Origin of the sequence: Labrenzia sp. PO1, assembly GCF_012273635.1 — a bacterium.
In the GTDB taxonomy this organism is placed as follows: domain Bacteria; phylum Pseudomonadota; class Alphaproteobacteria; order Rhizobiales; family Stappiaceae; genus Roseibium; species Roseibium algicola.
In genome coordinates, this window is the sequence record NZ_JAAXCR010000007.1 from 45,066 (window position 1) to 60,232 (window position 15,167).

16 protein-coding genes, 1 tRNA gene and 1 riboswitch are annotated in these 15,167 nt (G+C 58.0%); of the genes, 14 read left to right on the forward strand and 3 right to left on the reverse strand.

Annotation, left to right across the window (positions count from 1 at the left end; genetic code table 11):
* The first annotated feature begins 104 nt into the window (after positions 1 to 104).
* From HCG46_RS27215 to HCG46_RS27245, 7 genes are all read left to right on the forward strand, one after another.
* Entirely contained in the window at positions 105 to 758 is a 654-nt protein-coding gene (locus tag HCG46_RS27215) for an HAD family hydrolase (protein ID WP_031268327.1), read from the forward strand.
* A gap of 110 nt (positions 759 to 868) precedes the next feature.
* Positions 869 to 2,161, forward strand: coding sequence for a diguanylate cyclase (locus tag HCG46_RS27220; protein WP_209009646.1), 1,293 nt, complete (start codon positions 869 to 871; stop codon positions 2,159 to 2,161).
* A gap of 77 nt (positions 2,162 to 2,238) precedes the next feature.
* A riboswitch (FMN riboswitch) is annotated at positions 2,239 to 2,412 on the forward strand.
* 86 nt (positions 2,413 to 2,498) lie between these two features.
* The gene (locus HCG46_RS27225; protein WP_168688043.1) at positions 2,499 to 3,389 is read left to right on the forward strand and encodes a DMT family transporter; all 891 of its coding nucleotides are present in this window, start codon (positions 2,499 to 2,501) and stop codon (positions 3,387 to 3,389) included.
* Between the two features lie 73 nt (positions 3,390 to 3,462).
* Positions 3,463 to 3,750 carry an acylphosphatase gene (locus HCG46_RS27230; protein ID WP_022998281.1) on the forward strand — a complete coding sequence of 96 codons (288 nt, stop codon included), beginning with the start codon at positions 3,463 to 3,465 and terminating at the stop codon, positions 3,748 to 3,750.
* A 144-nt stretch (positions 3,751 to 3,894) separates the two neighbouring features.
* Complete coding sequence (locus HCG46_RS27235; RefSeq protein WP_168688044.1) at positions 3,895 to 5,115, forward strand: NAD-dependent epimerase/dehydratase family protein; 1,221 nt, start codon at positions 3,895 to 3,897, stop codon at positions 5,113 to 5,115.
* 8 nt (positions 5,116 to 5,123) lie between these two features.
* On the forward strand, positions 5,124 to 5,990 hold the full coding sequence (locus HCG46_RS27240; RefSeq protein ID WP_168688045.1) for a glycosyltransferase: 867 nt from the start codon (positions 5,124 to 5,126) through the stop codon (positions 5,988 to 5,990).
* Complete coding sequence (locus HCG46_RS27245; protein WP_168688046.1) at positions 5,990 to 6,874, forward strand: NAD-dependent epimerase/dehydratase family protein; 885 nt, start codon at positions 5,990 to 5,992, stop codon at positions 6,872 to 6,874. The genes HCG46_RS27240 and HCG46_RS27245 overlap by 1 nt, the downstream gene beginning before the upstream one ends.
* Positions 6,875 to 6,965: 91 nt before the next feature.
* Here the strand turns inward: HCG46_RS27245 and HCG46_RS27250 are convergent, their stop codons facing one another.
* Positions 6,966 to 8,888, reverse strand: coding sequence for a methyl-accepting chemotaxis protein (locus HCG46_RS27250; protein WP_158514176.1), 1,923 nt, complete (start codon positions 8,886 to 8,888; stop codon positions 6,966 to 6,968).
* A 291-nt stretch (positions 8,889 to 9,179) separates the two neighbouring features.
* Positions 9,180 to 9,887, reverse strand: coding sequence for a lipoyl(octanoyl) transferase LipB (lipB, locus tag HCG46_RS27255; RefSeq protein WP_168688047.1), 708 nt, complete (start codon positions 9,885 to 9,887; stop codon positions 9,180 to 9,182).
* A gap of 98 nt (positions 9,888 to 9,985) precedes the next feature.
* Between lipB and HCG46_RS27260 the strand changes: the two genes are divergently transcribed.
* The 6 genes from HCG46_RS27260 to mgtE all read left to right on the forward strand — a co-directional run bounded on the left by HCG46_RS27260 (position 9,986) and on the right by mgtE (position 13,842).
* Positions 9,986 to 10,252, forward strand: a complete 267-nt coding sequence (locus HCG46_RS27260; RefSeq protein WP_022998287.1) for a FliM/FliN family flagellar motor switch protein — start codon at positions 9,986 to 9,988, stop codon at positions 10,250 to 10,252.
* Positions 10,253 to 10,384: 132 nt separating this feature from the next.
* Positions 10,385 to 10,471 (forward strand) — tRNA-Leu (locus tag HCG46_RS27265).
* A 219-nt stretch (positions 10,472 to 10,690) separates the two neighbouring features.
* Positions 10,691 to 11,290, forward strand: coding sequence for a hypothetical protein (locus HCG46_RS27270; RefSeq protein WP_168688048.1), 600 nt, complete (start codon positions 10,691 to 10,693; stop codon positions 11,288 to 11,290).
* 111 nt (positions 11,291 to 11,401) lie between these two features.
* Positions 11,402 to 11,890 carry a hypothetical protein gene (locus HCG46_RS27275; protein ID WP_062488588.1) on the forward strand — a complete coding sequence of 163 codons (489 nt, stop codon included), beginning with the start codon at positions 11,402 to 11,404 and terminating at the stop codon, positions 11,888 to 11,890.
* Positions 11,883 to 12,251, forward strand: a complete 369-nt coding sequence (locus HCG46_RS27280) for a hypothetical protein (protein WP_075282978.1) — start codon at positions 11,883 to 11,885, stop codon at positions 12,249 to 12,251. The genes HCG46_RS27275 and HCG46_RS27280 overlap by 8 nt, the downstream gene beginning before the upstream one ends.
* Before the next feature lie 175 nt (positions 12,252 to 12,426).
* On the forward strand, positions 12,427 to 13,842 hold the full coding sequence (gene mgtE / locus HCG46_RS27285; RefSeq protein WP_055654668.1) for a magnesium transporter: 1,416 nt from the start codon (positions 12,427 to 12,429) through the stop codon (positions 13,840 to 13,842).
* A 28-nt stretch (positions 13,843 to 13,870) separates the two neighbouring features.
* Here the strand turns inward: mgtE and HCG46_RS27290 are convergent, their stop codons facing one another.
* On the reverse strand, positions 13,871 to 14,311 hold the full coding sequence (locus tag HCG46_RS27290) for a DUF1330 domain-containing protein (protein WP_022998292.1): 441 nt from the start codon (positions 14,309 to 14,311) through the stop codon (positions 13,871 to 13,873).
* A 49-nt stretch (positions 14,312 to 14,360) separates the two neighbouring features.
* On the opposite strand from HCG46_RS27290, the gene HCG46_RS27295 reads away from it, so the two are divergent.
* Positions 14,361 to 14,954: a TetR/AcrR family transcriptional regulator gene (locus HCG46_RS27295; protein WP_168688049.1), complete on the forward strand. Its 594-nt coding sequence runs from the start codon at positions 14,361 to 14,363 to the stop codon at positions 14,952 to 14,954.
* The last annotated feature ends 213 nt before the right edge of the window (positions 14,955 to 15,167 follow it).

A 15,167-nucleotide genomic window follows, 5' to 3' on the forward strand; every position in this document is an offset into this window, starting at 1 on the left:
CGCCTAACGCAGCCTGATTGACAGGCATCGGATACTGCCGATATTCAGCGGCCTGCGACCATCCGGTCCAGGCCGCTTTCTTTTTCAATACGTTGCGGGGCATCATGACGACTTCGACCATTCTGTTCGATCTGGACGGAACCCTGACTGACCCCTTTGAAGGCATCACCCGTTCAATCGGGTATGCGGTTGAAAAGATGGGTGGGCAGGCACCTGATGTGGAAGAACTGCGCTGGTGCATCGGGCCGCCGCTCTGGGACAGCTTCAAGGTTCTTCTGGGATCGGAAGACAAGGCTGTGCTGGATCAGGCCGTAGCCTTTTATCGCGAGCGCTACACGGTAACGGGACTGTTCGAGAATTCGCTGATCGAGGGTATTCCCGAACTGCTGACAACACTCAGGAAAGACGGGTTTCTTCTCCACGTCTGTACCTCAAAACCCCACAGTTACGCAGGTCGGATCGTTGAGCATTTCGGCCTGATGGACTTTTTCGGAAAGGTCTACGGTGCGGAGTTGGACGGTACGCGGTCCGCGAAAGCCGAGCTGATTGCGCATATCCTGAGCGAGGAAAACATCCAGGCGTCGGAGACGGTCATGGTTGGTGATCGCAAGCATGACCTTGTTGGGGCAAACGCCAACGCAGTGGCAGGCATTGGCGTGTTGTGGGGCTACGGTAGCCGTGAAGAATTGGCCGCCGAAAATCCGGTATTGATAGCAGATAGACCTCAAGACATAGCCGCGTATTTCGCGACCCGCTAATGGCGTCCACTCCGACACGGTGGCAATGAGAGTGGCTTCTTGCTGCCGGCAAACTTTCTTAACTCCGAATTTATCGATTTTCCCGTAGGTTAAGCTCAAAGGAGTGCGCCTTGGCAGAACGGATGCATGCAACGGATACCCAAAATACGTCGGTACCGTCTGAAAAGGCGGTTGACGTCGGGTATTATTCGCCTGCCAAAAGACCGCCGCCGTCGCTTCCAGCCGGTTACGTCCTCCACCAGGTCACTGTCCAGCCGCTATCCTCTTGCCCGTTTCAGGTCTGTCTTCTGGATGTCGGGGCGACGGGGGAATTGCCGACCTGCGATTTTCACAGAATACGGGATACGACCCTCATCATCGCTTGTTCGTCGGGAGAACTGGCAGCAAAAACTCAGCTGACATTGCTGGAAGGCGGTGTGGATGATGTTGTCGACGCCGACGACACGGACCTTCTGCTGCTTGCCCTTAAACGCGCGGAACTCGTGATCGCGCGGCAGGGTGGGCTGTTCCGCAAATGCCGCGATCTCGCCATTGAGAGGGATAACCTTCAGTCAGCAATCGACAATCTGCCTTCACCCATCTTCTTCAAGAACCGGGCCGGCATCTACAGCGGCTGCAACAAGGCTTTTGAAGCGTTTATCGGATTGCCGGCCAGCAAGGTGAACGGCGCCAGTGTTTATGACGTAGCACCAGCTGAATTGGCAAAGGTCTATGAAGCGGCCGACGAAGAGCTGATGCAGCAGGGGGGTGTTCAGATCTATGAGGCGGACGTTTGCTATGCTAATGGTGAGCGCCGAACGGTGACCTTCCATAAGGCTGTTACCCGTGACCGGGTCTCCGGCGAGGTAAACGGCCTTGCTGGATCCATGCTCGACATCACTGAACGCAAACGTCTGGAAGAGCAGCTCAAGTGGGCAGCAGAGCGCGATGCCCTGACAGAGGCCTACAACCGTCGCAGGTTTTTCGAGCTGGCAGCTGCAGCAAAGGAACGGGCACAAAAGACGTCAGCCAGCCTGTCCATCCTTGTGCTGGACGTTGACCATTTCAAACTGATCAACGATCGATACGGTCATGCTTGCGGCGATGCAGCGCTCAATCATCTTGTCGGCCTGCTGAAACGTGAACTTCAAGAGCCGCATATCTTTGCAAGGGCGGGCGGTGAAGAGTTCTATTGCCTGCTGGAAGGGTGCGACCTCAATGAGGCGTTCGAAATCGCCGAGCGCATTCGAAAGGCCGTCGAAACCGTGCCCCACCTGCACGATCAGCAGCTCATCTCGATGCGGGTCAGCATAGGGGCTGCCACCGTTCGTGACGGCGAGAAAATCAGCCAGACCATCGCCAGGGCTGATGAAGCGCTATACAGCGCCAAGCAGGCTGGCAGAAATCGGGTTTGCGTGGCTTGATGTGCCGTTGAGTTGCCTTTCGGCATGCTTCCACTATTGCATCCTGTCTATTTCAGGGATACTGAAAGCTCTTGGAGAACAGTTCTCGGGGCGGGGTGAAATTCCCCACCGGCGGTATCGGGGAAACCCGGAGCCCGCGAGCGCTTCGGATAAAATGTTCGAAGGTCAGCAGATCCGGTGAGATGCCGGAGCCGACGGTTGAGGTGGCGTCAAACGAAGCCGCCCGAAAGTCCGGATGAGAGAGAACTTGACCGCCGCCATTTGATGATGGCCGGTGGGCGTGTGTCTTTTGAGACTGTTCTGAACGATGACGGAACGGATCGCAGATAGGACGCCCATGTCAAACAATTCGAAGAAGCCCATATTTGCCGCGCTTGCCATGATCGGGGCAGGGGCTTCGTTTGCCATCGTGAACGGCGCCCTGCAGGCCTCGACCATGCAACTGGGCGTGCCGTCAACGTCCGCGGCCTTCTGGCAATATGCACTGGGCCTTCTCGTTGGCCTGCCATTCGTCCTGCGGCGCGGCTTTTCCGCCTTGAAGACACATCAGATCGGATGGCATCTGACGCGGGGTGTTCTTGCGGTGATCGGGATCCAGTTGTGGGTCGCCGGTCTCGCGCGGGTCGAGATCTGGCAGGCAATCGCCTTGGTGATGACTTCGCCGTTTTTCGTGATCATCGGCGCCAAGCTGTTCTTCAGGGAACGGGTTGGCCTGATCCGGTGGCTCGCGACGTTGGCAGGCTTCTCCGGTGGCATGGTGATTCTGGAGCCCTGGACTGAAGGCTTCAGCCTGGCAGCACTTTTGCCGGTCGGGGCAGCTGCATTCTGGGCAGGAACTTCGCTCGTCACCAAAAAGCTGACTGCAACTGAAGATGCCGATTCCATCACCATCTACCTGCTGCTGCTCCTGACACCGGTCAATGCACTGCTTGCGCTGGGAGAGGGCGGTATCGTGCCAACCGGTCCGGCGCTGTGGCTGCTCGTGGGGGCCGGCGCCCTGACGGTGCTGGCAAACTACCTGCTGACCCTTGCCTACCAGAAGGCCGATGCGGCTTTCGTGCAGCCTTTCGACCACCTGAAGCTTCCGCTGAATATAGCGGTCGGCTTCTTCGCTTTCGGTTTTGCCCCGAGCGGTGCATTCTGGCCGGGAGCGCTGGTGATTGTCGGTGCGTCGCTGCTGGTCATGCTGGACGAGCAAAAGCGCGATACGCAAGTGTCCACAGCCTGAAGCACACGCAGGCGTTTGCGAACAGGCAGGTTTGCACTAAGCTTTTGCAGTATCGCGAACTTCGGAGACCTGAATGACCGCCGATCCATTGACCGTTCACGTGCTGATTGAGGGCAGGGTCCAGGGTGTTGGGTACCGCGCCTGGTGTGCGGGTGAAGCTGAAGACAGGGCACTGGCCGGCTGGGTGCGCAATCTCAGCTCCGGTGGGGTCGAAGCCGTGTTTTCAGGCCCATCCGATACCGTTGTCGACATGCTGGATGTGCTCTGGCATGGGCCGTCTCTTGCAAGGGTAAACCTGGTCAAGGACCTTGAGCCGGTAGAGCCCTGCTCGGGTGCCTTTGAGGTGCGCGATACGGCTTAACCAGCTGTGGCCAATCGTCTTTTCTATATCAATCGCGACATTCGAAGTTGAGTTGTCACGGAAATATCGCAATGATCTGATCTTTCAGATGAAGCAATCGGTGCCGCACGGTCGGTGCCGAAACGTGAAACCGGGAGATTTTCAGTGAAGATTGCGATACTTGGCGGTGATGGTTTTGTCGGCTGGCCCACATCCTTGCATTTGTCGGATCAGGGCCATGAAGTTCATATCATCGACAATCTGAGCCGTCGCTGGATCGATGCCGAACTAGGCGTGCAATCGCTGACGCCCATGGATTCGATCCAGGAACGCACCCGGATCTGGAAGCAGGAAACCGGCAATACAATCCGGTTCCACCTGATCGATATTGCCCGCGACTACGAAGTGTTCAAGGCCTGGCTTGCTGAGAACCGGCCGGATGCCATCATCCACTTCGCCGAACAGCGCGCTGCGCCCTATTCGATGAAATCGGATCAGCACAAGAACTACACGGTCAACAACAACGTCAATGCCACGCACCATCTGCTCAACGCGATGGTGGAGCTGGATCTCGATGCGCACCTTGTCCACCTCGGCACTATGGGCGTCTACGGCTATTCCAGTGTCGGCGCGGCAATTCCGGAAGGCTATCTGTCGGTTGACGTCGAGACCCTGAACGGCTCCAAAGCGGCTCAGGAAATTCTTTATCCGGCCAACCCCGGCTCGATCTATCACATGACCAAGTGCCTGGATCAGCTATTGTTCCAGTTCTACGCCAAGAACGACGGGCTAAAGGTCACCGACCTGCACCAGGGGATCGTCTGGGGTACGCATACGGAACAGACCCTTCGCCACAAACAGCTGATCAACCGGTTCGACTATGACGGTGACTATGGCACGGTTCTGAACCGGTTCCTGATCCAGGCAGCCATCGGCTATCCGCTGACGGTTCATGGCACCGGTGGCCAGACACGGGCTTTCATCCATATCCAGGATTCGGTTCGCTGCATTGAACTGGCATTGAAGAACCCGCCGAAAAAGGGCGACCGAGTCAAGGTGTTCAACCAGATGACCGAGACCCACCGGGTGCGGGATCTGGCGGAGCTGATCTCCCGCCTTACCGGCGCGAAGGTTTCCTATCTGCCAAACCCGCGCAAGGAAGCGGCAGAAAACGATCTGGTTGTCGAGAACAAGCAGTTCCTGGAACTGGGCCTCAATCCGATCACGCTGGAAGAAGGCCTGTTGAGCGAGGTGGTGGACGTCGCGAAGAACTTCGCCTACCGCGTCGACCGCAGCCGCGTACCGGCAGTGTCCGCCTGGACCAAGGAAATTGCCGACGAGATCGAACGGGATCCGGAACATCCGCGTCTGAAATCCGTCTCCTGAGGCCGGGAATGCAAGACACTCCTCAGTTCGACCGGGCACCTGGAAGCACATGTGCCTATGTGACACTGGTGACGAACCGGGACTATGTGCTCGGGGCGAAATCGCTTCTGCGCTCGCTCCGGCATTCGGGAACCGAAGCCGACCTCGTGGTCCTCTACACGCCCGGGGTCGGTGAGGCGGATCTTGCCGCCCTTGCGGAATTCGGACCTCGGCTTGGCCGGTGCGAGCGCCTGCCAACGAGCGAAAGCTTCAACGCGCGCCATGAACGCGGCCGCATTCACAAGGCGGCCCCGTTCACAAAGGGCGGAAAGCCGGTCTTTCACACGCCTCTGGACAACTTTGTCAAGCTGCGGCTGTGGCAACTCGAGGAATATGACCGGGTGGTCTTCATCGATGCCGATGCCATCGTGCTCCAGAACTGCGACAAGCTATTTGGCTATCCCGAGTTCTGCGCAGCGCCCAACGTCTACGAAAGCCTGCAGGACTTCCACCGTCTGAACAGCGGTGTCTTTACCGCCCGGCCGAATATGGCCACGTTCGAGGCCATGCTGGCGCGTCTGGACAGGCCGGAGGCCTTCTGGCGGCGCACGGACCAGACGTTTCTGGAAGACTATTTTCCCGACTGGCACGGGTTGCCGGTGTTCTTCAACACGCTCCAGTATGTCTGGTTCAACCTGCCGGAACTCTGGAACTGGAAGCAGATCCATGTGCTGCATTACCAGTATGAAAAGCCCTGGCAGGAGGGGCATGAAAAGACCGCCAAGTTGCGTCCTCTGATCGATCTCTGGCAGGCTTTTGCGACCGGTGTCGACATTCCGGACGATGTGGCCGATCTGCCCGGTCCTCTGGAGTGGGCGGCAAAGCAGGCATCCTGATGCATGTTCTTCTGACGGGGGCGAGCGGAACGGTTGGCCGATTCATCCTGAAGCGGCTGCTTGACGATGGCTGCACGGTTACGCTTCTTGGCAGACGTCAGGTTGACGGCGTCGCGGCAGCCTTTCAGGCCTATGACCTTGCTGATCCGGATCCTCAACTGCCGCAAGCCGATGCACTCGTTCATTGTGCGCTGGTCCATGAGCCCGGCAAGTTCCGGGGCGGTGAGGGGGGCGATCCAGAGCGGTTCAGGAAGCTGAATGTCGACGGTACCCGATGTCTTTTTGAAGCGGCCGCGAAGATGGGATGCCGGACAGTCGTTTTCCTCTCCAGCAGGGCTGTTTACGGTGATCACCGACAAGGCGAAAAGCTTAACGAAACGGATGCACCTGCGCCCGATACGCTTTATGGCGACGTGAAGCTTGCAGGGGAGAGGGCACTCAAGGTTTTATGCGGCCAGAATTTGCGCGGCATCGTTTTGCGCGCGACAGGTGTTTACGGCCCCGGGTCAGGCTCGGCAGACCACAAATGGTCGGGGCTTTTCAGGAATTTTGCATCCGGTATTCCGATTGCCCCGCGCAGGGGGACGGAAGTTCACGGGGACGATCTTGCTGCTGCCGTTGCCCTGGTTCTGGAAGAGCGACGGGTAAATGAAGAACCATTTCAGATCTACAACGTCTCGGATCTCCTGCTCGACCGCCAGGACCTTCTGGCACTTTATGCTGCCGAAGCAGGTTTGAACCTTGAGGTGCCGGCAACATCGGACCAGACGCCAGGCGAAATGACGACAGACCGGCTGCGGGCACTTGGGTGGTCGCCGGGTGGAACTGAAAAGCTGAAAGTGTTTCTGCGTTCAATAGCCGGGCGCAGTGCGGCCGGCACCTGACCCTCAGCTTTTGAGCGAGCTTTGATTACCGGTATGGCAACAAAAAAGGCGGGCTCAGCGGCCCGCCTTTTCCAGTTGCCTTTGTGCCAGATCAGGCAGCGCGGATGTCGTCGAAGAAGCGGTCGACCTTCGAGCTGAGGTTGGCGGATTCGCTAGTCAGTGCCTCTGCTGTAGACAGAACATCCGCAGCGTTTCGGCCGGTTGACTGAGCGCCACTGGAGACCTGGATAATCGTCTCGGAGATGGCGTCCGTACCCGTGGAGACTTCGTTGACGTTTCGCGAAATCTCGTTGGTCGCCAGGCTCTGCTGTTCAACCGACACAGAGATGTCCTTGGAGATCTCGGACATTTCCGCAATGACGTTGCTGATATCGCGGATGGCTTCAGCAGCGCGGTTCGAAACTGTCTGCATCGCCTGGATCTGCGTTGCGATTTCCTCTGTCGCCTGGGCAGTCTGGTTGGCCAGGGATTTCACCTCCGATGCAACAACCGCAAAGCCTTTGCCGGCTTCACCGGCTCGGGCCGCCTCAATGGTGGCATTCAACGCCAGAAGGTTGGTCTGGGCAGCAATGTCGTTGATCAGGCTGACGATCTGGCTAATCCGGTCGGTGGTAGCCACCAGGCTCTGTACGGTCTGATCCGTCTGGGAAGCCGCGCTGGAGGCCCGTTCGGAAATGCCGGCTTGCTCTTCGACACGCCGGGCGATTTCGGCGATAGAGGACGTCAGTTCCTCGGAGGCTGCGGCAACCGAGCGGACATTGGCGGCAGTATCGCCGGTAGTCCGGGCAGCCGATTCCGCATCGGTCGAGCTTTGTTCGGAAGTTTGCGCCAACTCGCGGGCGGTGCGTTCCAGTTCTTCTGTGGCGTTGGAAACGGTTTCCAGAACGCTGCGGATTTCCTGGTTGAAACCTCCAAGCAACTGGTCGACGGTTGCTGCCCTGCGATGCTTTGCTTCCTGCTCGGTGGCGCGTTCGGCTTCCAGGCGACGCTGTTCCTTGCCGTTGGTCTTGAACACCTCCACGGCATTGGCGATCGAGCCGATCTCGTCGTTCCGCTCCAGGCCCAGGACCGGGGTTTCCAGATCGCCTTCCGCAATCTGGGCCATTGAACTGGTCACGGACGCGAGCGGACGGGCCAGCAGTGTCTGGAACAAGGTACCGAGGATGGCAAGCATCAGCACGGTTGCAATCACGGTCGCAAAGAGTGCCGAATAGCGGAAGCTCGTCAGGCTCGCAAAGGCGGCGTTCCGATCAACGGAAAGGCCAATCTGCCAGTCAACCGGCAAACCGGTGACCGGAACGAACTGGACGATACGGTCGCCATTCACACTGGACGCGTATTGCGGTTCTGCACTGACCTTGACCGGCTCGTTGGGAAACAGCTCACTGAGCGGCTTGGAAATCATGTTGCTGTCCGGGTGCACCAGGATGGTGCCCTTGGAGTCGGCCACAAAGACGTATCCGAGGCCGCTCATGTTCGACGAGGCGAGCATGTTCGCCAGGGTGGTGATGTCAAAGTCACCACCGACCACACCGGAAAGAGTGCCGCCGGTTTTTACCGGTGTTGCAGCCGTCACGATGAGATTGCCGGTTGAGGCGTCCTGATAGGGGGCGGTGATCACGGGTCCGCCTTTCGCGACGGCATCCTTGTACCAGGGGCGCACGCGCGGATCGTAGCCTTCGGGTAGATCTGCCGGCGGCCACATGTTGAAGGCGCCGTCTGCTTCCACACCAAAATAGGTCGCGCTGAAATTGCTGGTCAGGGTCTTGAGGTCGAAGAACTCGGGCGTTACCTCGGGCTGCTTGGCAATGCGTTCGGACAACGCCTCGATGAGCAGCATGCGCGCTTCGAACCAATTTGTGACGATATTGACTTCCGACTGGCCGACACCGGTCATGTAGTCGCGAACTTCGTCCGTCTTTGCGTTGCGCTGAAGGGTGTCGTTGAAGAGGCCGAAGCCGGCGAAGATCAGAACAATGACGCCGGCGGCTGCCAGCAGGATTTTGGTGATCACGCTCCGACGGGAGCGAACTGAGAGAGCCTGGGTCACAAACTTCATTCCCATAGTTGAGAAGGTTTGTGTCTGTATTCGCTCATCTGAATGAAGGAATACTAAATCCGACCGGCTTCTAAGCCGTCTTTGAACTAAAAAAATGAAAACTTCATGCGATTTTGAATGTTACTCGCAAAAATAACAATGGAATTTCTTGAGGTTGCTTTTTGATTTTTGACACAACTCAAGTTTGAACTCGATATTACCTAGAGTTCAATGCGCCTGTTTGAAGCCTCCACCGCGCGAGTGGCTTCACACGGAAACCGTGGGGCCAAATATCTTTTCAAATTCGGCCCGAAGGACGCTGTCGTTTTCGGCCATGGTAACGGGCAGGCCGAGATCCACGAGACTGGTCACGCCATGTTCGGTAATGCCGCAGGGCACGATGCCGTCAAAATGATCCAGTTCAGGCTCCACGTTGAAGCTGATGCCGTGGAACGTGACCCATTTGCGCAGGCGGATGCCGATTGCGGCGATCTTGTCCTCGACCGTCGCCCCGCGGTCTGGCCGGCGCACCCAGACGCCGACGCGGTCTTCCCGGCGTTCGCCGCGAATGTGATAGTGCCAGAGCGTGCTGATGAGCCAGGCTTCAAGTGCGGAAACAAAAGCTCGCACATCCTGCTGACGCCGCTTCAGATCGAGCATGACATAGGCTACGCGTTGCCCGGGCCCATGGTAGGTGTGCTGTCCACCGCGCCCTGTCCGGTAGACCGGAAAGCGGTCGGGAGCGACAAGATCGCTGTCCTTGGCGCTGGTGCCGGCGGTGTAGAGCGGGGGGTGCTCCAGCAGCCAGACCTGTTCGTCGGCTTCGCCGGCAATGATTCTCTGGACCTTTTCATCCATTTCCCGAAGAGCGGTCTCATAATCGACCAGTTCGTCGGAAATCCGCCATTCGACCGGGCGCGAGCCGGAAATTGGCAGAAAACTGAGGGAAAGAGCGTCTCTATCGGCGGGTGACATGTGGATGACACTTCATTGTTTTTTGAGCTGGCTTGCCATGCCGTGGTATGGTTAAGCGCTGGCGGGTCAGTAGCCCTATTTAAGGATCAAGGCGTCCGATGACTACCTTCGATGAAATCAAAGTCGATATTTCCGTCGTTCTCGGGGAGAACGAGATGCCTGTCCACCAGTTGCTCCGCATGGGGCGTGGCGCCGTTATCGACCTTGATGTGGCCGAAGACGACGATGTGAAGATCTATGCCAACAATACGCTGGTCGCCAAGGGGCAGGTGGTTTTGCTCGGCGAGCGGATAGGCATCTCGATCACGGAAGTTCTGATGCGTCCGCCGGACATCCGGCCGATGCGCACCGATGGCCCTTTGTGAGGGACTAAAGCATTTCTGCATAAGAAAAATCGCGTGCCTGTGAATTAATGCAAAAAGGCCTCTTGCGCCCCCAAATTCCTTTTGCTACATGGAGCGCCTCGACGCTGAGAGGCGCCGGGAACAATCGAATATGCGGTCGTGGCGGAATTGGTAGACGCGCAGCGTTGAGGTCGCTGTGGGGTAAAACCCGTGGAAGTTCGAGTCTTCTCGACCGCACCATATTCGAAGCATTTCTACCGATGCTTCCTCAAAAGGCTGCCCCTCCGGGCGGCCTTTTTGCTTTTCCGCACTGCCCGCAAAATACCTGATTGCCCTGGGAAAATTCAGATACCGGCTTTTTGGGTTTGTTGCGATGTGCTTTTCTGCATGGAACAGCCTCAGCGGGCTACTGGCAAAAACCGGTCCGGCACATTCATGCGAAATCGAAGGAAGCCGCACGTGTTCAATTTCCGTTCCATCAGTACTTCGTCCTGTGCCGCAATGATGAGCCTGAGCTTGCTGGCAGGTCCGCTTCAGGCGCAAGAACAAGAGAAAGTGCAGGAGGCAATGGTCCCGGCCGGTGCCATTGCCGGTGCAGTCACGTCTCCCGTCGACGGCGATATCAATCGCTTTCGCGCAATCCTCGTTGAAACGGAAGAAGGCGCCGATCTCTACGTCTTTACGGACGCAGGAGAGGGCTGGAAACAGGTTGCCCATGCGAAAGACATGGTGTGGCGCGGCGGCATGTACGGCCAGGAGCCCTGGATGGAAGCAACCGAACACGGTTCGTTGAAAATCTATTCGGAAAATTCGGCTGTCGGACGCAACCGTTGGGAACAGGTCCTGACCATTGCCTATCGTAACGGCGTCTTCCGGGTCGCCGGATACACCTATTCCTACTACGATACGCTGGATCCGGATGCGAACGGGCAGTGTGACGTCAACCTTCTGACGGGCAAGGGAGTCCTGAACGGGAAGAACTTCAAGACTTCACTCGGTGCCCTGCCTGTACAGGATTGGACCATGGATACGCGGCCGCCGGAGTGCGAGGTCGAGTGATGCGGCCTTTGCGGCGAGTGTCCGCACTGGCTGTGGAAGCGGTTCTGAAAGGCTCTTGATGACGCTTTGTCGTGTTGTTGTCCGTCATTGAGAAAACACGGGAGGGATGACATGTCCGATATCGCAAGGCCGGATTGGCGCTGGGTTATCCGCGGCATGATTCTGACGCTCGTCATCTGCCTGTTGCTGATACAGCTCTTCCCCGAAATTTACGCCGTAAAGGATTTCTGGCTTGTCACTGTGCCGAGTGGCGCCTTATGGGGCAGCTTCTTGTCGCGTCTCTTGAGCGAGCCGGGGCTCTGGAAACTTCTCGTGACGAGCGCGGAAGGGGCTGCGATGATCGTCGTGCTGTTTCTTGTGGTGTTTCGTCCGCTGATTGCCTGGAAAGCGTATCTGGTCTGCGTCGCCTTGACTGCCGTCTCGGCAATCCTGTTTTTTACCTACGTCCTTCCCGCAATGCCGAACAGCACGCTGCTCATGGTCTTGGCTGGCAGTCTCTATTCATCGTTCCGCTATGGCGTCACGCTTGCGCTGCTCTATGCACTCGCGCTCACGTCGGACACAGCGCCAACCAATCGGCAGCTTCCCGCCCATGCGTGAAGGTGTGAGACAGGGCATTGCGGAGCGACTGAAAGCCCTCCGGACTAGGTTCGTTCTCGTGTGGCTGGCACTTGCATTCGTGTCGCCGGCGGCATTTGCGCAGTCACTTTCCGTTTATCCTGCCGTTGATCCGGGCAGGTTTGGCGCGATGACGTGCCAGCAGCTTTGGTATGTCGAGCAGGAGGTGCTGGCTGCGGGCAGAGTGTGTCTTGCCAGCGAAAGAGCACGCCGCGCATTCCGCCGTGCGGAGCGATGCATATCCGATGACGAGGCCATTCTGCCACAGGATACGCGTGACTATCTCGATCACTTGCGAAGCGTTGCAGCAGACAAGGGGTGTAGCGGCCCCGAGAGGCGTTGAAGGACTTCAAGGAAAGTTGGCAGGCTTTTGAACCAGACCGGCATTTCGGCGTTAAGTCTGTGGACCGGTTTCGCTTTTCCGGTGGCGCTTTGCCGCCGCAAACGCTAGATCTGGTGAGGAGTGTCCGGTGCCTTTCGCCGGAGGAGTTCGTTGCGTTTTGAGGGGGGGGCGCCAGATGAGTGAAGCATCCGAGCTTGATGTCACCGCCTCTCCCGTTCCCGACATTCCGGTGCGCGACGAGGATGAGCATCTCAATCGCGAGTTCATTGCGGCTGTTGAAGCGGCAATCGAGGCGAACGATCAGGATGGCTTGAGGCACCTTGCCGCTGATCTTCACGAAGCCGACACTGGTGACCTTCTCGAGACGCTGGATCCGGAGGATCGGGCGTCCTTCATCCGGCTTCTGGGCGAGGACTTCGACTATACCGCGCTGACCGAGATCGATGAGGCGGTGCGTCTGCAGGTTCTGGAAGACCTACCGACGGAAGTCATTGCCGAAGGTCTGGGCGAGCTCGATTCGGATGATGCGGTCTACATTCTGGAAGACCTCGATGAGGACGACCAGGCTGCGATTCTGGAAGAACTGCCCTATGCGGACAGGGCCCAGCTGCAAAAGGCTCTGGATTATCCGGAAGAAAGCGCCGGCCGGCGCATGCAGACCGAATTCATTGCGGTTGCACCGTTCTGGACCATCGGTCAGACGATCGACTACATGCGCGAGGCCCGCGACCTTCCGGACAGCTTCTACGAAATTTATGTGGTCGATCCGACGTTCAAACTGCTCGGGTCCGTTCACCTGGACAAGATTCTGCGCACCAAGCGTGACGAGAAGGTCACTTCCATCATGGAGGAGACCCGCCAGGCGGTGCTCGCGACGGAAGATCAGGAAGAGGTCGCCCGCCGGTTTGAGCGCTACAACCTCGTTTCATCCGCCGTTGTCGACGAGAATGACCGTCTGGTCGGTGTTCTGACGGTTGATGACATCGTCGACGTCATCCAGGAAGAAGCGGAAGAGGACCTGCGTGCCCTGGCCGGTGTCGGTGACGAAGAGATCTCCGATAATGTGATGACCATTGCGCGCTCGCGGCTGACCTGGCTGGTCGTCAACCTTGGCACCGCCGTGCTTGCCTCGGTGGTGATTGCGCTGTTCGAGGACACGATCGAGGCCATGGTGGCGCTGGCGGTGCTGATGCCGATCGTCGCTTCCATGGGGGGCAACGCCGGCACCCAGACGATGACCGTTGCCGTGCGTGGTATCGCGACCCAGGAACTGGGTGCGCGCAATCTTTTGCGCGTTCTCAACCGTGAAATCCTGGTGAGTGTGTTCAACGGTGTTGCCCTGGCCATCCTAATCGGGGTGACTGCCTGGATGTGGTTTGGAAGTCCGGGGCTCGGCGTGGTGATTGGCGGTGCGATCGTGATCAATCTGCTGTTCGCGGGTCTCTCCGGCCTTCTGATCCCGATCGCGCTCGACAAGATGAACGTCGATCCGGCGATCGCCTCGAGCGTCTTCGTGACGACGGTGACAGATGTGGTCGGTTTCTTCGCCTTTCTCGGCATCGCGGCGCTTTGGTTCGGCCTGCCGTTCTAGCCTCCAATCGGCAGGCCTCGTTTAAAGGTCAGTCACCGCATACCAGAACCTTCTGTCGCAGACACGCGGCCGTGCGGTGATGGAAGGCCTCGCGATAGGCGCTGTCCGAATAGAGTGCGACCAACGCGGTTAAATCGGGATAGGCGCCGATAGCGACCAGATCCCAATCCTCGTCCTGCCCCAGGAACATGCCCTGAAACGGTCCGACATAAAGGAACCGTCCACCAGCCCGCTCCATGGCCGGCATGCTTGCAGCCGCATAACTGGCAAAGGCTTCCTGGCCCGACTGACCCGTCGTTCCGTCCGCATATGTCGCGGCGGCATTCAGCTTGAAGAAATTGATCAGGGTTACGGGTTTGTCGTTCGCCCGGCTGAGGATCTGCGTCCATTGGCTTTCCGTCGGGCTGGTGCCGTCGGTTCCCGGGCCGTACCAGGTTACGAATTGGGCTGACTGTTGCTTGACGTCCATGAGGCTTCTCCATAACTTTACACGTGTCAAATTGCAGGAAAGTTTACACGTGTCAAGTCAAGCCAGAGTGCAACGCACGCGCGCGGAAATTCTCGATAGTGCCTGGACGCTCATCTCGCAGCGGGGAGCGGACGTGTCGCTGGCGGAAATCGCCAAGGCAGCAAAAATCAGCCGGCAGTCCGTCTACGATCACTTTGGTTCGCGTGGGGGGCTGATTCTGGCGCTCGTCCGGCGGGCTGATGAACGTCTCGACATACGGGCGAAACTGTTTGCAGCCTTTGACAGGCCACAGCCGCGCGAACGGCTGAATGCTACTGTTGCCGTCTGGATCGGCTTCGTGAAGGAAATCTACCCTGTTGCCTCGGATCTTATCCGCCTGCGAACCACCGATGCGGACGCATCGGCGGCGTGGGAAGACCGGATGTCGGAACTGAGGCAATGGTTGCTTGTGTTGACCGGATCGCTGGAACGCGACGGTGCGCTGCAATCCGTCTGGACAGCGAAGTCGGCTTCAGAATTTCTCTGGGCGTCGTTCAGTGTGCAGGCCTGGGGTCTGTTGACACAGGACTGCGGCTGGGATGAGGGCGAGGCGGAAGCTGTCCTGACGAGGATACTGCAGCAGGCATTGCTGACGGAAAAATGATGCCGCGGAGGTCGTGAATGTGGGTCATTAAAAGCAAACACACCTGACGCGAAGTGGAAAACTCTGGTTCAAAGGTTCGGCGGGCAGGCCATGCCTGGACCATGGCTGCTTCCTGTCGAAAGTTTTGTTGTCGAATTCAACAAACACAACGCCATGGAGGGGGATGCCGGTCGACAAAGACTTGAGCTGCGCTGCAAAAGGTCACGCAGACCC